Source organism: Lichenibacterium dinghuense (assembly GCF_021730615.1).
Taxonomy (GTDB): domain Bacteria; phylum Pseudomonadota; class Alphaproteobacteria; order Rhizobiales; family Beijerinckiaceae; genus Lichenihabitans; species Lichenihabitans dinghuensis.
On the sequence record NZ_JAJLMN010000001.1, the window covers coordinates 3,233,372 to 3,249,947 of the forward strand.

Sequence of the window (16,576 nt, forward strand, 5' to 3'; positions counted from 1 at the left end):
TGCTCCTGCCCGGATGGTTCAACGTGGTCCGTGTCGAGCGGCCACAAGCATCGCGACAGGAGCAACCATGACGTACTATGCCGGACTGGACGTGTCCCTGGAAGAGACCGCGATCTGCGTGGTCGATGACGCGGGTCGGATCGTGAAGGAGCTGCGCGCCGCGAGCGCGCCAGGGCCGCTGGTTGCGGCCCTGCAGGGCTTGAAGCTGCCGATCGAGCGGATCGGCCTCGAAGCCTGCTCGTTGACGGCTTGGCTGCACGAGGGCCTGCGCGCGGCGGGGCTGGCGGCGGTCTGCATCGAGACACGGCAGGCCAACGCCGCCATGAAGACCATGCCCAACAAGACCGACCGCAACGACGCGCGTGCCCTGGCGCAGATCATGCGCACCGGCTGGTTCCGGCAGGTGCACGTCAAGTCGCAGCAGTGCCGGCTGTGGCGCTCGCTGCTGGTCGCACGCCGCACGGTGCTGAACGAGATGCGGTCGATCGAGAACGTCGTTCGGGCCATGCTTCGGGAAGCCGGGCTGAAGGTCGGCACGCCGAGCCGGGCGGCCTTCGACAAGCGTGTGCGCGAACTCTGCTCGGACGACACAGCGTTGCTGGCGATGGTGGAGCCGTTGCTCACTGTACTGTCGACGATGATCCAGCAGCTCGCCCGATTGACAAAACAGGTGCTGAAGATCGTGCGCGAGGAAAAGATCTGTCGGCGGCTGATGAGCGCACCCGGCGTCGGCCCGATCACCGCCCTGGCGTTTCGCGCCACGATCGACCGACCCGATCGGTTCGGCCATTCGCGCGACGTCGGTGCCCATCTCGGCCTGACGCCCTCGCGCTACCAGTCGGGCGAGACCGACATTCAGGGCAAGATCAGCCGATGCGGCGACGAACTGGCGCGAACGGCCCTGTACGAGGCCGCTAACGCGTTGCTCGTGCGCAGCCAGAAATGGTCCAGCCTGCGGGCCTGGGGCATGACGATCGCCAAGCATCGCGGCATGGCGCGGGCGCGCGTTGCCGTAGCCCGAAAGCTGGCCGTGGTCCTGCACCGGATGTGGAGCGACGGTACCGACTTTCGGTTCGGCACCGGGCCGACCACCGCGCCCGCCACCGTAGTTGCCTGACGCTCGGAGGACACCGCGAGCCGCCACCCGCACGAGCTTCACCTGAAAGGGTGATGTGGACCGTTCCCGTGGGGACGATCGGTAAGGCCACCTCGTTGAGAGTCTTGAGCCCGCGGCGACGTCGCGAGGTCGTGAAACAGATCGAGGGACCGAGCCGGACTGACCCCATCATGCGGCGGCGAAACGCCGACCGCGAAGAGAAGCGTGTGACCCGCGGGAACGGGACAAAAAACCTGACAGGAGCGCTTGACCTCCAGAGCCCCAATCAGAGAAGGCTCTTAGCACTACTTTGGCACGTTCAACTCGATGATGCGCGGTTGAGGAGCCGATCGCAATGCGGGCATCGCGTGAGGTGCCGGCCCAGGCTGTCCAGCATGGCCCGGCGTACGGCCGGAAGGGTCGGCTGAGGCGGTGGCAGGCCCGCCTTCAGCTTTTTTTCCCCGCCCCGCTCGGGCGAGCCGTCGGTGCTGCAGGAACGCGTAGGCCAGCATGGTCATCAGCGCGTGTCGGTGCAGCCCCGTCCAGGACCGGCCTTCAAAATGGTCGAGGCCCAATTCCTCCTTCACCTGCTGGTGCGCCTGTTCGCACACCCAGCGCGCCTTGATGGCACTCGCCAGGCGACGCAGGCTGGCCTTCGGCGGCAGGTTCGACAGGTAGAACTTCCGCTCGCCCGAGGCGCGATGCTCGCCTACCAACCACACCTCCTCGTCGCCGGGCAGGTGCTGGTTCGCCTTGCCGCCGATGCGCCGCGTGGGGCCGTCCGCGACGCGCACCCGCGCGGCGGCAAAGCGCGCCTTCAGCCGTCCCTTGGTGCCCGAGCGCCATGTCACCGAACACCACCTGGCCCGCCCCAGCACGGCTTCGGCCGGTTCCGACGCCGTGTCGGGGAGCAGGAAGTCAGACGGGCGCCCCGGCTTCGGCTCGGCCGGCAGCAGTTTCACGTCGGCCGGATAGACTTTGACGTTGGACGGCACGCCGACTGCCCAGGCGAGCCCTCGCGCGCTCAGTCCCGCCCGGAACGTCGCGCTGCAGCCGTAGCCCGCGTCGGCCAGCACAAGGCCGAAGCGCACCCCTGCGGCCCTGACGCGGTCCACCTCGCCCAGCGCGATCTCAGGCTTGGTGCGCGGCGCCCGCGCCGCCTCGGGCACGCCCGCCCGGGCCATGCGGGTCGCGTCGTCGGTCCATGTCGTGGGCAGAAACAGCCGCAGCCCGAGCAGCACCGGCACCTCGCGCCGCGCCAAGGTGAGCGACACCATCGCTTGGCAGTTGCCGGTTTTGCCCTGCGTCGACAGGTACTGCGGCGCTACACCGACCGAGTGCCGTCCCTTCTTGGGCAGCGACGTATCGTCGATCACCAGCACGGCGTCGCGCCCGCCCACCATGCGGTCCGCCTCGGCCAGAAGCGTGCGGGCGAGCGGAGCATCGTCCCAGCGCCCGACCGAGATGAAGTGCTGCAGCCGGTCGTAGCTGAGCCCGTCCTGGCGCGCCGCCATAGGCTGCATGCTTTTGCGCTCGCCCAGCCCGATCAGCCCGGCGATGTAATGCGGGCACATTGTCCGCCGCGCCGCGTGGTTCAGTTCCGCCAGGAACGGCTCCAGCCAGCAATCCAGATCCGCCCGCCAGTTTCCTCCATCGCCCATGACGCCCACCCCGCACCGGCACATCCCGGCGTGGAATCCGCAAAGGCCCTATCGCGTTCCGCGAAATACCAAAGTAGTGTTAGGGTCTGTGAACAGGCTCGGCTTTCCAAGTTGGCGTGTGTCAGCAAGAGCGTGACACACGCTTGGCCGCGATCCTCGACCGCGTCCGATCAGGGCGTCGCCTGAACCCCTCCCAGCCCGGCGGGGTCGGCGGCGCGCCTCACCAGGCCGTGTAGCCGCCGTCCGCGGCGAGCACCGACCCGGTCACGAAGCTCGAAGCCCCGGAGCAGAGGAACACGACGATGGAGGCGACCTCGTCCACCTGCCCCACGCGGCCGAGCGGCGTGTTGGCGAGCCACGTCGCGGTCATGGCGGGGTCCTGGTCCATCGCGTAGGCGGTCAGCGGGGTCTGCACGAAGCCGGGCGCGATGGCCTTGACCCGGACGCCCTTCGGCGCCCATTCGGTGGCGAGCGTGCGGGTGAGGTGGTGCACACCCGCCTTCGACACGTTGTAGTGGGCGTTGTTCTGGGGGCGGACGACGACGTCGCCCGACATGGACCCGATGTTCACGATCGAGCCGCCCCGCCCGTCGGCGATCATGTGCCGCCCGAACGCGCGGCAGCACCAGAAGGTGCCGTTCAGGTTGACGTCGAGGACCTCGCGCCACTCCGCGTCCGTGATGTCCACGGCGTCGGAGCGGCGCCCGATGCCGGCGCTGTTGACGAGGAGGTCCACGCGTCCGAGCCGCCCGTTGAGCGACGTGGCCATGCGCTCGACCGCCTCCGGGTCCGTCACGTCCAGGCGGTCGAACACGAAGTCGCCGCCCCCGGCCTCCGCGGCCGTCTTCTCGAGGTTGGCCGGGCTCGCGTCGAGCACGGCCACGCGCGCGCCGGCCGCCGCCAGCGCCTTGGCGCAGCCCCAGCCGATCCCGCTCGCGCCGCCCGTCACCACGGCGGTCCGCCCGTCCAGGCGTGCTGTCTTCGGATCCATTGCACCTCTCCGTTCAGATCACGCGCGCGGCCTGCGCCGCGGCGTCGGTCAGGCGCCGCTCGGGCGCCCCTCGGGCATCTCGTCGGGCGCCGCGGCGGTCGGCGGCCGCGAGCGCTCGGCGAGCACGCGCCTCGCGCCGTGCAGGGCGCTCAGCCAGCCGTGCTCGGACCAGCGCACGTCCAGTCGCCGCCCCGTCTCCGCTGCGGGCGCGTGGGCGTCGATCAGGGCGAGCAGGCGGTCCCGCGGATAGCCGTCCATGTCGAGCACGCCGCCGCCGAGCACGACGGTGGCCGGGGAGAACAGGGCCACCGCGGTCGCGACCGCGAAAGCCTGGTCGCGCACGAAATCGGCCAGCTCCGCCGCCAACGCGCCCGTCCGCCCGGTGGCCGAGAACACGTCGGCGACCTCGATGCCGTGGCGGGCCGCCAGATCCCGGAGGACCCGGCCCGAGCAATAGGCCTCGATGGCGTCCGTGCGCAGGCCTTCGAGCCTGCGGCCCTCGCCGCGGAACGGCATGTGGCCGATCTCGAGGGCCCACCCCCCGCCGCGGAAGGGCGCGCCGCCCGACACGTAGGCGGCCCCGATGCCGGTCCCGAAGAAGATCCCGAGCACGTGGTCCGCGCCGCGGGCGCAGCCCGCCGCGATCTCGCCGGCCAGGGCCAGCACAGCGTCGCGCTCCAGGTAGACCGGGCAGCCGACGGCGGAGCCGAGCTCGCTCGCCAGGGCCCGCCCGTTCAGGCTCGGGACGTTGGCCGCGGAAAGGACGCGGTCGAAGTCGGCGTCGACGAAGCCCGGCACGGTCGCGACGATGGCCGAGGGTGTGAGGCCCGTGTCGCCCGCCGCGGCGGACACGAAGCCGGCCAGGACGGCGACGGGGTCGCCCGCCCGCAGGCGCTCGGTCGCGAAGAGCCGGCCGTAGAGGTGCGGCCCCGACGCGTCGACGAAGCCGAACTTGACGTTCGTGCCCCCGATGTCGATCACCATGATGGGCCCGTCGCCGGGCGGGGGGGGGGCGGGGGCGGCCATCGTCAGGCCGCCTGCCCGCGGAGGAAATCGGCCAGGGCCGCCCGGAACTCCGCCACGTACCGCTCCCGGTCGACGGTCTTCGAGGTCACCACGCGCAGCTCGGCGTCCGGGATCAGCCCGGCGAGCGTGCGGGCGGCCGCGAGCGGATGCACGTAGTCCTGGTCGTTGGCGATGACCCGCGCGGGCAGATCGAGCCGCCCGATCGCGTCGCGCGGCACGCCGGGCCCCTGGAGCGGGATGCGGTCGAGGAGCGCGATCGTGGTGTCGGGCCGGGGCCGGTCGAAGAACCACCTCATCGAGGCGGCGTTGTCGGGCGAGGCCTCCGCCACCGCGCGGTATCGCGGCAGGTCCAGAAGGCGCCGGCGGCCCTCGTCGGGTCCGTGATCGCGCAGCAGCGCGGCCACGTCGCGGTAGATCGCGAGCCGCTCCGGGCCGTCCTCGTCGACCCAGGCGGGACGCGCCAGGACGAGGCCGGCGACGCGGGCCGGGTGGAGCGCGGCCAGGCGGAGCGCGATGGCGGCGCCGAGCGAGATGCCGCCCACCACGGCTCCGTCGATGCCGAGGTGGTCGAGGAGGGCGAGCGCGTCGTCGGCGAAGCGCGCGATCGACAGGCCGGCCTCGTCGCCGAGGTCGGACCGGCCGTGCCCGCGGCACTCCAGCGTGATGCGCCGCACGCCGGGCAGGTCGGGGAACACCTCGGCCGGCTGGGCGCGGTCGGCGCCGAGCCCGTGCTGCCACAGGACGGGCAACCCCTCGCCCTGGACGTCGTAGGCGAGGCGGCAGCCGTCGGGAGCCCTGAAGTCGCCGCCCGTCATGCCGATCCGGCCCCGATCAGCCGTGCGAGCTCCGCCGCGACGCCCGGCGCCTCGTGCTCGGCGAAGTTGTGGCCGACCAGCGGGCCGTCGTAGCCGGCCCGGCGCACGGCCGCGACGAAGCCGGGCAGGTCGACCGCGCCCCGGCCGGCGGGCACCACGCGACCCTCCGCGTCGACATCCTTGGCGTGCACGAGGAGGAGATGCGGGCCGAGCAGCACGCAGGCCCGCGCCACGATGGCGGCCTGCCGCGGCAGGGCCTCGGGGGGGAGCAGGTTGGCGGCGTCGAGGACGATGCCGAGGCGCTCGCCGCCGACCTCGTCGAGCAGCCTGCGGGCCACCGCGGCGTCGGACACCACGTTGCCCGGCTCCGGCTCCACCCCGAGGTGAAGGCCCGCGCGGCCGGCGAGGTCGAGCGCGACGTCGAGCTCGCCGCGCACGGCGGACCACGCCTCCGGGGTGCCGTTCTCCGGATGGCCCCGCCACATGTCGGCGGGGTCGCGCGATCCGGTGCACAGCGTCACCAGCGGCACGCCCATGTCGGCGGCGGCCCGGACCACGTTGGCGAAGCCGACCCGGTCCGCGGCGCGGCGGTCCGGGTCGGGATGCGCCATGTTGTACGTGCCGGACAGGGCGCAGAGGTCCACGCCCGCCGCGTCGGCCTCACGGCGGATCCGCTCCGGCAGCCCGGCGGGGAGGTCAGCGGGCAGCGGGGACAGGCCGGCGCAGGACAGGTTGAACTGCACGGCCGCGAAGCCGTCGCCGCGGATGCGGCCGAACAGCTCCGGAAGGTCGCGGTGCGCGTAGGTCCGCGCGAAGATCCCGGGGACCATCAAACCTCTCCCCCGGCCGTCTCGACATCCACCGGCCGGCCGCTGCGCACGGACTGCATGATGGCCGCCATGGCCTTCACGGAGGCCAAGCCGTCGCGGATGTCGGCCCCGCGCGGCTCGGAGCCCGTCAGCACGGCCTCGGCGAAGCCTTCGAGCTGGCGGCGGTAGAAGTGGCCGTCCGCCCCCAGCACGCGCGTGGTCGTCGCGTCCTTCTCGTGGAAGATCTCGACCTCGGCCGACTTGTAGTACCAGGGGTTCAGGATCCTGGCGCGCGCGCTCCCGTTCTCCCCGTAGACCTCGAACCCTTCCGACCAGTCCCCGCGGATCGCGACCGTCAGGTCGAGGTGGCCCATGGCGCCGTTCTCGAACTCGATGTCGACGAACCACGAATAGGCGCCGAAGCGCTGCCTCAGCCGCGCGTGCACGGAGCGGATCGGGCCGGCGAGGAAGCGCGCGAGGTCGACGAGGTGGCTGCCGTGCGCGAGCATGTAGTAGCGCTCGCGATCGGCCTTGGGGTCGCCGCTCGGCCGCATGACGCGGGTCCCCTGGCGGGGCAGGGGCTGGACCGCGTCGGTCACCGTGTAGCGGTGGGTCGAGTCGCAGTACCAGGCCTTGAGGGCGAGCATCTCGCCCATCTCGCCGTCCACGAAGGCCTTGGCCGACTCGACGCCGGGGTCGAAGCGCAGCATGTGGCCGACCCGGAGCACGAGGCCGCTCCTCTCGACCGCGGCGGCGAGGCGCTCCACCTCCTCGACGCCGGTGCCGATCGGCTTCTCGCAGAGGACGTGCTTGCCCGCCGCGAGGGCCCGCAGGGCGGCGGGGACGTGGAAGGCGTCGGAGGTGCCGATCACCACGGCGTCGACGTCCGGGTCGGCCAGCATCTCGTCGTAGTCGAAGTAGATGCGCTCGGCGTCGTAGAACTCGCCGAAGCGCTTGGCCAGGCCCACGTCGGCGTCGCAGACGGCCTGGAGGGCGACGTTCCGGCCCTTCTGGGCGGATTCGAGGTGGGCGAATTGCGATATGGGCCCGCATCCCAGGATGCCCACGCGCAGCAGGCGCTCTTGTTCGGCCATCGGGCCCTCCCTTTTGTCCTTGTCTAAGCCAAAAACAAATGGGACGCAACGGGGCGGGTGACGCTCAGGTCTCGTCGATGGTCGGGAGCGCGAACAGGTCCTCGCGGATGGTCGCGGCGGCGCCGACCGCGGCGCCCTCGGCCCCGAAGGCGCAGACGGTGATCGGGGGCGCCTGCACGCCGAGCAGTTCCTCGAACAGGTTGGCGCGCACCCGGTCGGCCACGCGCGGGAACAGGCGCGACAGGGGGCCGCCGAGCACGATCCGTTCGGGGTCGAGGAGGCGGATCGCGTTGAGGAACCCCGCCGTCAGCCGTTCTGCCCAGAGCTGGAGGGCTTCCTCGAACTCCGGGGCCGTCGATCCGCTCTCGGCGAGCTCGGCCAGGGCCTCGATCACCGGGCGGCCCGGCGCGACAAAGGGCAGGAAGAAGCGGTGCCCGGCCAGGAGCTGGAACGTGTCGCGCCGGCCCTGGCCGCAGGTCGCGGCCATGACCATCTGGCCGAGCTCGCCCGCGTAGCCGTTGGCCCCCTCGACGACCTGGCCCTGCCGCACGAAGGCGCTGCCGATGCCTTCGGACATCAGGACCATCAGGAACTCCCGCGTGTCCGCCTCGCCCGCGGTCGCGCAGACGGCGCGCGCCAGCGCCACAGCGTCGTTGCAGACGCGGACCTCCACGCCGGCCCCGAGGCTCGCCCGGAGCCGGCCGCGGAGGTCGACGTTCCGCCAGTCGAGGAAGGGCGCGCTCTTGATGAGGCCGTCGCGATCGACGAGGCCCGGGATGGACACCCCGACGCCGCGGATGCGGCCGCGCCGGCGTCCGGCCTTCAGCATGACGCTGTCCGCCATGGCGGCGAGCCGCGCCGCGACGGCGTCGACGTCGCGCCCGTCCGGCCCGAGGGGTTCGACCACGGTGGCGAGCGCGGCCATGGAGAGGTCGATCAAGACCGCGGTCAGCGCGGTCGTCTCGATGCTCAGGCCCACGAAGAAGGCGCCGGACGGGTTCAGGGACAGTCCGACGCTCGGGCGGCCGATGCGGGCGGCCGCGACGACGCCCTCCGGCTCCCACACGAGCCCCTCGTCGAGGAGGAGCTTCACCGCGTTGCCGGCCGTGGTCCGCGTGACGTTCAGCTCGCGCGCGATCTCGGACCTCGACAGGGCCCGCCCCCCGCGCAGCAGCCGCAGGCATCGCGACGCGTTGATCTGCCTCAGAAGCGTCGTCGTATTCACGGTCGCGGCACACCCGAGGCACGGTTCCGGGCCCATTAGGCAGACACGGCGCGCCCGGGCAATGCGGGACGCGGCGTCGTGACCTGCAGCCTGGCCGCCCGCAGCGCGATGCCGAACGTTTCGGCGTCCCTCGCGGAAGGCCTCGACCCTCGCCAGCACGGGGCCGGGAGCCCCGCGTCGGCCGCTGGCGGTCTGCCGGACGGCAACCGGAAGATCGGCATGGCGAAGCGATCGGCCGCGGGCCTGCCGGACCCGAGGGAGGTCGCGCGGACTCCCGCGCGACCGCGCCGGGCGTCAGATCGTGATGCCGCCGTCGACGCAGACGGCCTGGCCGGTGACGAAGGCGGCGTCGTCCGAGGCCAGGAAGGCGCAGACCGAGGCGACCTCCTCCACCGTGCCGAAGCGGCCGGAGGGCTGGCGGCCGACGAAGAAGTCCATCGCCTTGTCGCGGCTCCCCATCTGCGCGGCGAGGTCGTCGATCCGCTCGCGGAGCGAGGGGGAGTCCACCGTGCCGGGGCACACGGCGTTGCAGCGGATGCGATCCTTCAGGTAGTCGGCCGCCACCGCCTTGGTGAGGCCGATGACGCCGCCCTTCGCGGCCCCGTAGGCGGCGCGGCGGGGGAAGCCCTTGATGGACGAGGCCACCGACGCGATCGTGACGATCGAGCCGCCGGCGGCCTTCATCCGGGGGATCGCCGCGGCGAGCACCAGGTAGGCGCTGTCGAGCGAGATCGACAGGCTCCGGCGCCAGTCGGCCGGCGAGCATTCCTCGATCGTGCCCTGGTGGACGTAGCCCACGGCGTGCACCAGCACGTCGACGCGGGGGAAGCGCTCGAAATAGGCCGCGACCGCGCCCTCGTCGGTCGCGTCGAGCGCGGCCGCGGCGGGCCCGCCCCAGCCGGCCAGCAGGTCGAGGCGGCGGTCGCTCGGGTGGACCTCGGCGCCCTCCTGGGCGAGCCGCTCCGCGACGGCGCGGCCGATGCCCTGGCCCGCCGCGGTGACGACCGCGACCTTGCCGGCGAGGCGGCCGGACGACGCCGGCGCGCTCATCGGGCCTGCTCCCCGACCGGCGTCACAGTCTGGCGCTGGGCGCCGAGGCCGTCGATGCCGAGCGTGACGACGTCGCCGGGCGCGAGGTAGCGGGGCGGCTTCAGGCCCATGCCGACGCCGGGCGGCGTGCCGGTGCAGATGAGGTCGCCGGGCTCGAGCTGGCAGAACTGGCTCATGTAGGCGACGATCTGCCGGACGCCGAAGACCATCTTGGCCGTCGTTCCGGTCTGCATGCGCTGCCCGTTCACGTCGAGCCAGAGCCCGAGGTCCTGCACGTCGGCGACCTCGTCCGGGGTGACGAGCCAGGGGCCGGTCGGGCAGAAGTTCGGGTAGCTCTTGCCCTTCACCCACTGGCCGCCGCGCTCGATCTGCCAGGCCCGCTCGGACACGTCGTTGACCAGCGTGAAGCCGAACACGTGGTCCATCGCCTCGCCCTCGCCGATGCCGAGCGTGCGGCGGCCGATCACGATGCCGAGCTCGACCTCCCAGTCGAGCTTGGTCATGGTCGGCGCGTGGAGGATGGGCGCGAAGGGCCCGCAGTAGGTCGCCGACGACTTGTTGAACAGGATCGGCTCGCTCGGCACCGGCATGCCGGCCTCCGCGGCATGGTCCGAATAGTTGAGCCCGATGCACCAGATGTTGCGCGGGCAGGACATCGGGGGCAGCAGGTCGGCGTCGGGCGCCTCGACGGCGGGCAGGGCGGCGAGGTCGAGCCCCGCCAGCGCCGGCCGGGTCCCGGGCAGCGTTTCCGGCGTGAAGTCGGCGACGTGGGCCGCCACCGAGCGGGCCCGCCCCTCCGGATCGAGGAGGCAGGGGATGGGGCCGTGCTCGCCCCGGACGCGTAGAAGCTTCATGGGTCCTGTGGTCTCCTGCGGCCTGCCACGGCCGTCGTTCGCGGGATGGCCGGGCGCCTCAGCCCCGCAGGCGGCGCTCGGCCAGGGCGCCGTGCATGACGCCGCGCAGCTCGGCCAAGCCGCGCAGCCGGCCGATCAGCGAGTAGCCAGGGTTGATGCGCTCTTTGGCGATGTCGTCGGCGATCAGGTGACCGTGGTCCGGGCGCAGCGGGATCCGCCAGTCGGCGCGCCCTTCCGCGCGGCGGCGCTCCCCCTCGTCGAGCAGGGCGATCACGACGGCCGGCATGTCGGTCGAGCCGTCGAGGTGGTCGGCCTCGTGGAACGAGCCGTCGGGCTCGCGCCGGACGTTGCGCAGGTGGGCGAAGTGGATGCGCGGCCCGAACTCCCGCACCATGGCGGGCAGGTCGTTCTCCGCGCGCGTGCCGTAGGAGCCGGTGCAGAAGGTCAGCCCGTTGGCGGGGCTGTCCGCCGCCGCGAGGATGCGGCGGGCGTCCGCGGCCGTCGACACGATGCGCGGCAGCCCGAACAGCGGGAAGGCGGGGTCGTCCGGGTGGATGCAGAGGCGGACCCCGCACTCCTCCGCGACCGGCACGATGGCGCGCAGGAAGTGCGCGAGGTGGCCGTGGAGGTCGTCGGCGGTCAGGCCCTCGTAGTCGGCCAGGGCCCGGAGCAGGAGCGCGCGGTCGTAGCGGCGCTCGGTGGCCGGCAGGCCGGCGATGAGGTTGCGCTCGATGCGGGCGGCGCGCTCCTCGGTCATCTCCGCCATGCGGCCTTCCGCGGCCGCGGCCCGGTCCGGCGCGTAGTCGGCCGCCGCGCCGGGGCGGCGCAGGACGAAGAGGTCGTAGGCGGCGAAGTCCACCGCGTCGAAGCGCAGCGCCAGGGCGCCGTTCGGCATGGGGTGGCGCAGCTCGGTGCGGGTCCAGTCGAGCACCGGCATGAAGTTGTAGCAGACCGTCGCGACGCCGGCCCGCGCCACCGCGCGCAGCGAATCCTTGTACCATCCGACGTACCGGTCCCGCTCCGGGCCCGCGACCTTGATGGCGTTGTGGACCGGGATGCTCTCGACCACCGACCAGCGCAGCCCCGCCGCCTCGATCAGCGCCCTGCGCTCCAGCAAGGCGGCCTCGGGCCAGGGCGAGCCGTCGTAAACCTCGTGCAGGGCCGTGACGATGCCCGTGGCCCCGGCCTGGCGGATGTGGGCCAGCGGCACGGGGTCGCTCGGGCCGTACCAGCGGAAGCATTCCTCCATCATCGGTGCCGTCGCCGCCTCGCCCATCGCCGAGCCTCTTTTGTTGGACCAGATGTCTTCGTCTGACGGATTTCCGGCATAGACGCAAGGGCGGACGAGGCCGGCCGCGCGAGATCGGGACGCGAGGGCTCGCGAGGTCGTCGTGCGCCGGACCGGGGCCGCTCCGCCTGTTGCGAGCCGCCGCGGTCTGGTCCAACATATCCGACCGACGGAGGCCCGCATGGAACCACGCAGCACGGCGAAGGCGGGAACGCCGCGCTTGTCGGCGGTCGACCGGCTGGTCGGTCAGATCCGCGCGCTCGTCGCGGACCGGAACCTCGGCGTCGGCGACCCGATCCCGACCGAGCGCGAGCTCGGCGACATGTTCGCCGCCTCGCGCAACACGGTGCGCGAGGCGCTGGTGGTGCTGCGCGCCTACGGCCTCGTCGAGACGCGGCCGAAGTCCGGGGCCGTGATCGCGGGCGGCCACGCTGAGGCGGTGCGGCGGGTCTTCTCCTTCCACCTCGGCGTGTCGCGGGACGGCTTCAGGGACGTCCAGGGGTTCCGGAGGCTCGTGGAGGCCGGCGTGGGCGACGAGGTCATGCGGCGGGCGGAAGGCGCCGACCTCGACCGGCTCGAAGCCATCAACGACCGCCTCGCGGGCGCCGAAACCGTCGCGGAGCGGGCGCGGGAGGACTACGCCTTCCACGAGGCCCTGGTCGCCCTGTCCGGCAACCGCACGACCTTGGAGGCGTTCCGGATGCTGCGCCCGGTGATCGAGGAGATCATGCGGGTCGGCAAGGCCGGCCGGGCCGTGCAGGCGGACACGCGGGCGGCGCATGCCGGGATCGTGTCCGCGCTGCGCGAGCGCGACCGTGTGGCCTACGCCTACCTGGTCGGCCAGCACCTCGACTACGGCCTCCGCTTCGTGCCCGGTGCCGACGAGGGGCCGGGCGCGCCGCCGCCGGCCGCCGTCTGAGACCGGGTCGTCGCGTCAGCGGCGGCGACGCGTCGTCCCGCGGACCGGCCTGTTCGGCCGAGGGGCGTGTCACAGGCTGTTCCGGCTGAGCGCGTCCTCGGCCGCCGCGAGGCGGGCCGCGGCCTCGGCGAAGCCCTGGCGCCCGAGCGTGCCGCGCAGGTCCGCGAGGGACGCGGCGAGCGCGCGGGCGGGCAGGTGGCTCGGCAGGGCGGAGGCGACCGTGCCGGCGATGCGCGCGACGGCCCGCTGCTCGTGCCCGTTCAGCGCCGGGAAGAGGCGGGCGAGACCGCCCACGATCAGGGCGAGGCTCTGGTGCTGGTGCGACTCGGCCGTGGACACGACGAGGCCCTCGATCTGATCGAGCAGCAGGTCCATGATGCGGTCGGGATAGGCGACCGCGGCGCCGGCCGGCCGCGGGGGCACGGCCCGCCCGCCGGCCCAGCGGTCGAGCAGGTCGTCGAGCATGTGGACCGCCAGGGCGCCGAGCGCCGGATCCGACTTGACGGACGACAGGGCGGTCCAGCCGATGCTGCCGAGGTGGCCGACGCCCCAGGCCGCGTCGACGCCGATGTCGCGCTTCTCCTCGATCGGCAGGGCGTCGCGGATCGCCGCCGCGAGCCCCGCGTCGACCGGCGGGCCGACCACCCGGGCCAGCACGTCCCCGCTCGCGACGCGGTCCCCGACCGTGAAGCACACGACGATCCGGCTGCCCGGCGCCCGCGCCGCGAGCCGTTCGAGCGCGCCGAGCCGCAGCCGCGCGAGGTAGCCGTAGCGGCCGCTCAGCACCGGCGTGCCGGCGTCGAGGTCCCCCTCGCGCGGGGGCGACGTCCGCTCGAGCCAGGCGGCCTGCCGCCCGCGGGCCAGCACGGTGGTGTCGTGGATGGACTTCAGCAGGCTGACCGGGCGGGTCTGGTCCACGGTCGAGTAGATCAGCAGCAGCAGGACGACCAGCGACGCGCCGGCGCACAGGGTCGAGACCGCGACGCCCAGCACGGGATGCGGCGTGTGGCCGGTCTGCACCAGCGTCACCAGCACGAACACCGAGGCGCCGACGAAGAAGCCGAAATAGGCCTTGTTGGACAGGCGGCGCAGGTAGTGCTCGACCACCTGCGAGGTCAGCGCCGTCGCCCCCTGCTGGACGGCCAGCAGCAGGATCGAGAAGGTGATCGAGGCGACGGTGATGAGGCTGCCCGCGATGGCGGTCAGCACGACGATGGCGGACTGCGTGTCGCCCGCGTACTGGCCGAGGAAGCGGCGCAGCGGGCCCCAGGTCTCGACCGCGCCCGCCGTGTTGTCGGCCCGGTCGACCAGCACCGCCAGGGCCAGGAAGGCGAGCACGATCAGGAGCGGGACGGCCAGGAACTCGCCGAAGGCGCGGCGGAGCCGCTCGGCCCACCGCCCGCCGCGGTCGATCGCCCGCGGGCCGCGACGCGGCCTCACTCCCGCTCCAGCACCGAGATGGTCCCGTCGCGCTCCACCACCGCGGCCGCGACGGCGTCGAGGTCGTCGAGGCCCTGCTGGCGGGCGGCGGTGCGCACGTCGGCCTGCTGCATGCGCAGCCGGCGCATCGCGGTCTCGTCGAACCGCCCTGTCCGGAACACCACGATGGGCGTGCCGTCGAGGACGCGCTCCAGCCACACGAAGCGGATGCGCAGCCAGGACACGCCGACGTGCATCAGCCCCACCGTGAACAGCGCGCTCATGGCGCCCACGAAGGAATGGTCGTCGCCCAGCACGGCGCTGACGCTCATGCCGCCGAACATGAACAGCACCACCATGTCCATCGGCGCCTGCTGGGACGCCGTGCGCCGGCCGATGAGGCGGATCACGAAGAGCACGACGAGGTAGGCCGCCGCGGCCTTGAGGATCGTGGTCATGGCTCAGGGCACCGCATACTGGGTCCAGGACAGGGTCTCACCCGCGTCGAGCCGCGCCCACATGCGGCTGCTCCCGAGGAACGAGGGCGAGCCGGCGAAGCGCAGGAAGACGCGCGCGGCGCCGGGCTGGATCGGGAATTCGAGGCGGATCCCGTCGTCGCCGGCCTCCCAGCGCGCGGGCTGCGGGGTGAGATGCTCGAGGCTGAACTGGTCGACCAGCTCCTTGGCGACCGTCACGGCGACCTTGTCGCCGCCGGGCGGCACCTTGGTGTCGAGCAGGATCGTCGTCGGCGCGCCGTGGCGCACGACGGGCTCGTAGCGGATGGAGATGGACCGGTCGACGTTGGCGGCGTTCCTTTCGCCGAGCGGGCCCTGGCCGAGCAGGCCCAGGCCGCAGACGGCGACGAAGGCCAGCATCGCGGCCCGCCCCACGAGCTCGGCCCGGTGCCACCCGCCCTCGAAGCGCGGGTAGAACCCGGCCGCGATCTCGTCGCGCATGGGCGGGTCGTCGTGGATGATCCGCATGGTTCTCCCTTCGGGTTCCGGACGGCGTCCGCCGCACGGCGCGCCGGCTCACCGGACGGGCGCGCCCCGCCAACGTGCGAAGAGCGCGACGGCTCCGCGGTGGCCCCGCAGCGGCTCGCGGCTCACCTCGCGCCAGCCCGCCCGGTCGGCCCCGGCCGCCGCGAGCACGGCCTCCGAGGCGAGCACCTCCGTCCCGAACGCCTTGTTGGCCGCCTCGATCCGCGAAGCCACGTTGACCACGTCCCCGAGCACCGTGAATTCGCGCCGCTCGGCCCCGCCGACGACGCCGCAGAACACCTCGCCGTGGTGCAGGCCGATCCCGAAGCGCAGGGCTTCGCCCTTCGGCGCGAGGCCGGCCAGCGCCGCCCGCAGCTCGTCGGCGAAGCGCAGGGCCGCCGCGGCCGAGCCGCCGTGGCTCCCGCCCCCGCCGTCGAGGGCGCCGAAGACCGCGAGGGCGCCGTCGCCGATGAACTTGTCGATCAACCCGCCGTGGCGGTGCGCCGCCTCCGACACGGCGCCGCGGAACGTGGTCAGCAGGGCCGAGATCGCTTGCGGCGACAGATCCTCGGCCAGCGCCGTGAAGCCCCGGATGTCGACGAAGGCCACGGTCGCGGGCGCGGTGCGCCCCGCGCTCAGGGCGCGGTCGCCGTCGGCGATCCGGTCCGCGACCGCCGCGGGCAGGAACCGGGCCAGGCGGGCCCGGCGGCGGACCTCCGCCAGGGCCGCCAGGGCGACGGCGGCCATCAGCACCAGCGCCACGACGGCCGTGGCGGTCGTCGCCGCGTTGGCCCGCCGCACCTCGCGGCCGCGCTCCTCCACGGCGCGCTGCTGCGCGGCGTCCATCGCGCCGATGCGCTCCCGGATGCCGTCCATCAGGGCCACGCCGGTCTTGTCGCGCACGAGGCGGAGCGCCTCGTCGAGGCGCCCGGCGTCCTGGAGGGCGAGCGTCCGGGCCATCTCGGCCTGCTTGTCCTCCGCGAGCGTGCGGATCTCGGCGACGAGGGCCGCCTGTTCGGGCGACGCGCGGGTGGCCGCGCCGAGCCGGGCCAGCGCGGCCCCGAGCCGGTCCGACGCCGCGCGATAGGGGCCGAGGAAGTCGGCATCGCCGGTGAGGAGGTAGCCGCGCTGGCCCACCTCGGCGTCGAGCAGCGCGGACCGGAGGTTGCCGAGGTCCACCTCGACCTCCAGCGCGCGGCGCAGGAGCGCGTCGTCGCCCTGGCGCCGCGTCGACACCAGCACCGAGGCCATCAGCACGGCCCCGAGCAGCACGAAGCCGGCCGCCAGCGCCGCCCCGGAGCGCGGCAGCGACGGGCGGGCGCGCCGGGGCGGGCCGTCAGCCATGCTCC

At 73.4% G+C, this 16,576-nt stretch carries 16 protein-coding genes; 2 read left to right on the forward strand and 14 right to left on the reverse strand.

Translation table 11 applies throughout. The features are described from left to right. Positions 1-67 precede the first annotated feature (67 nt). Entirely contained in the window at positions 68-1,117 is a 1,050-nt protein-coding gene (locus L7N97_RS15430) for an IS110 family RNA-guided transposase (RefSeq protein WP_237477084.1), read from the forward strand. A 284-nt stretch (positions 1,118-1,401) separates the two neighbouring features. Here L7N97_RS15430 and L7N97_RS15435 read toward each other — a convergent pair whose 3' ends face one another. The 10 genes from L7N97_RS15435 to uxuA form a co-directional block, all read right to left on the reverse strand. Beyond that, entirely contained in the window at positions 1,402-2,757 is a 1,356-nt protein-coding gene (locus tag L7N97_RS15435) for an IS701 family transposase (RefSeq protein WP_237482259.1), read from the reverse strand. 220 nt (positions 2,758-2,977) lie between these two features. After that, on the reverse strand, positions 2,978-3,748 hold the full coding sequence (locus L7N97_RS15440; protein WP_237479206.1) for an SDR family NAD(P)-dependent oxidoreductase: 771 nt from the start codon (positions 3,746-3,748) through the stop codon (positions 2,978-2,980). 48 nt (positions 3,749-3,796) lie between these two features. Continuing rightward, complete coding sequence (locus L7N97_RS15445; protein ID WP_237479207.1) at positions 3,797-4,732, reverse strand: ROK family protein; 936 nt, start codon at positions 4,730-4,732, stop codon at positions 3,797-3,799. Between the two features lie 44 nt (positions 4,733-4,776). Continuing rightward, the gene (locus L7N97_RS15450) at positions 4,777-5,589 is read right to left on the reverse strand and encodes an alpha/beta fold hydrolase (RefSeq protein ID WP_237479208.1); all 813 of its coding nucleotides are present in this window, start codon (positions 5,587-5,589) and stop codon (positions 4,777-4,779) included. After that, positions 5,586-6,419, reverse strand: a complete 834-nt coding sequence (locus tag L7N97_RS15455) for a sugar phosphate isomerase/epimerase family protein (protein WP_237479209.1) — start codon at positions 6,417-6,419, stop codon at positions 5,586-5,588. The genes L7N97_RS15450 and L7N97_RS15455 overlap by 4 nt, the downstream gene beginning before the upstream one ends. Further along, complete coding sequence (locus tag L7N97_RS15460; protein ID WP_237479210.1) at positions 6,419-7,492, reverse strand: Gfo/Idh/MocA family protein; 1,074 nt, start codon at positions 7,490-7,492, stop codon at positions 6,419-6,421. The genes L7N97_RS15455 and L7N97_RS15460 overlap by 1 nt, the downstream gene beginning before the upstream one ends. Positions 7,493-7,556: 64 nt before the next feature. Next, entirely contained in the window at positions 7,557-8,717 is a 1,161-nt protein-coding gene (locus tag L7N97_RS15465; RefSeq protein ID WP_237479211.1) for an ROK family protein, read from the reverse strand. 294 nt (positions 8,718-9,011) lie between these two features. Further along, positions 9,012-9,767 (reverse strand): SDR family oxidoreductase, encoded by a 756-nt coding sequence (locus L7N97_RS15470; RefSeq protein ID WP_237479212.1) that lies wholly within the window; start codon positions 9,765-9,767, stop codon positions 9,012-9,014. Further along, the gene (locus L7N97_RS15475; protein ID WP_237479213.1) at positions 9,764-10,621 is read right to left on the reverse strand and encodes a fumarylacetoacetate hydrolase family protein; all 858 of its coding nucleotides are present in this window, start codon (positions 10,619-10,621) and stop codon (positions 9,764-9,766) included. The genes L7N97_RS15470 and L7N97_RS15475 overlap by 4 nt, the downstream gene beginning before the upstream one ends. 58 nt (positions 10,622-10,679) lie before the next feature. Beyond that, a complete protein-coding gene (gene uxuA, locus L7N97_RS15480; RefSeq protein ID WP_237482261.1) occupies positions 10,680-11,870 on the reverse strand; it encodes a mannonate dehydratase in 1,191 nt (396 codons plus the stop codon). Between the two features lie 220 nt (positions 11,871-12,090). Here uxuA and L7N97_RS15485 point away from each other — a divergent pair, with 220 nt between their 5' ends. Continuing rightward, complete coding sequence (locus L7N97_RS15485) at positions 12,091-12,828, forward strand: FadR/GntR family transcriptional regulator (RefSeq protein ID WP_237479214.1); 738 nt, start codon at positions 12,091-12,093, stop codon at positions 12,826-12,828. A gap of 69 nt (positions 12,829-12,897) precedes the next feature. On the opposite strand, the gene L7N97_RS15490 is transcribed toward L7N97_RS15485, so the two are convergent. The 4 genes from L7N97_RS15490 to L7N97_RS15505 are packed head-to-tail and all read right to left on the reverse strand — an operon-like array spanning position 12,898 to position 16,571. Then, positions 12,898-14,268 carry a DUF2254 family protein gene (locus L7N97_RS15490; RefSeq protein ID WP_237479215.1) on the reverse strand — a complete coding sequence of 457 codons (1,371 nt, stop codon included), beginning with the start codon at positions 14,266-14,268 and terminating at the stop codon, positions 12,898-12,900. Next, on the reverse strand, positions 14,265-14,705 hold the full coding sequence (locus L7N97_RS15495; RefSeq protein ID WP_237479216.1) for a DUF421 domain-containing protein: 441 nt from the start codon (positions 14,703-14,705) through the stop codon (positions 14,265-14,267). Before L7N97_RS15495 ends, L7N97_RS15490 begins: the two co-directional genes overlap by 4 nt. Positions 14,706-14,708: 3 nt before the next feature. Continuing rightward, a complete protein-coding gene (locus L7N97_RS15500) occupies positions 14,709-15,230 on the reverse strand; it encodes a hypothetical protein (RefSeq protein WP_237479217.1) in 522 nt (173 codons plus the stop codon). 48 nt (positions 15,231-15,278) lie between these two features. After that, complete coding sequence (locus L7N97_RS15505; protein ID WP_237479218.1) at positions 15,279-16,571, reverse strand: adenylate/guanylate cyclase domain-containing protein; 1,293 nt, start codon at positions 16,569-16,571, stop codon at positions 15,279-15,281. Between the last annotated feature and the right edge of the window lie 5 nt (positions 16,572-16,576).

Excerpts from the sequence above, each read along its gene's own strand:
- uxuA (WP_237482261.1), bottom strand. The coding sequence starts at position 11,870 with ATGGAGGAATGCTTCCGCTGGTACGGCCCGAGCGACCCCGTGCCGCTG.
- L7N97_RS15450 (WP_237479208.1), bottom strand. The coding sequence starts at position 5,589 with ATGACGGGCGGCGACTTCAGGGCTCCCGACGGCTGCCGCCTCGCCTAC.
- L7N97_RS15485 (WP_237479214.1), top strand. The coding sequence starts at position 12,091 with ATGGAACCACGCAGCACGGCGAAGGCGGGAACGCCGCGCTTGTCGGCG.
- L7N97_RS15440 (WP_237479206.1), bottom strand. The coding sequence starts at position 3,748 with ATGGATCCGAAGACAGCACGCCTGGACGGGCGGACCGCCGTGGTGACG.
- L7N97_RS15495 (WP_237479216.1), bottom strand. The coding sequence starts at position 14,705 with ATGACCACGATCCTCAAGGCCGCGGCGGCCTACCTCGTCGTGCTCTTC.
- L7N97_RS15505 (WP_237479218.1), bottom strand. The coding sequence starts at position 16,571 with ATGGCTGACGGCCCGCCCCGGCGCGCCCGCCCGTCGCTGCCGCGCTCC.
- L7N97_RS15475 (WP_237479213.1), bottom strand. The coding sequence starts at position 10,621 with ATGAAGCTTCTACGCGTCCGGGGCGAGCACGGCCCCATCCCCTGCCTC.
- L7N97_RS15435 (WP_237482259.1), bottom strand. The coding sequence starts at position 2,757 with ATGGGCGATGGAGGAAACTGGCGGGCGGATCTGGATTGCTGGCTGGAG.
- L7N97_RS15430 (WP_237477084.1), top strand. The coding sequence starts at position 68 with ATGACGTACTATGCCGGACTGGACGTGTCCCTGGAAGAGACCGCGATC.
- L7N97_RS15470 (WP_237479212.1), bottom strand. The coding sequence starts at position 9,767 with ATGAGCGCGCCGGCGTCGTCCGGCCGCCTCGCCGGCAAGGTCGCGGTC.
- L7N97_RS15460 (WP_237479210.1), bottom strand. The coding sequence starts at position 7,492 with ATGGCCGAACAAGAGCGCCTGCTGCGCGTGGGCATCCTGGGATGCGGG.
- L7N97_RS15500 (WP_237479217.1), bottom strand. The coding sequence starts at position 15,230 with ATGCGGATCATCCACGACGACCCGCCCATGCGCGACGAGATCGCGGCC.
- L7N97_RS15455 (WP_237479209.1), bottom strand. The coding sequence starts at position 6,419 with ATGGTCCCCGGGATCTTCGCGCGGACCTACGCGCACCGCGACCTTCCG.
- L7N97_RS15445 (WP_237479207.1), bottom strand. The coding sequence starts at position 4,732 with ATGGTGATCGACATCGGGGGCACGAACGTCAAGTTCGGCTTCGTCGAC.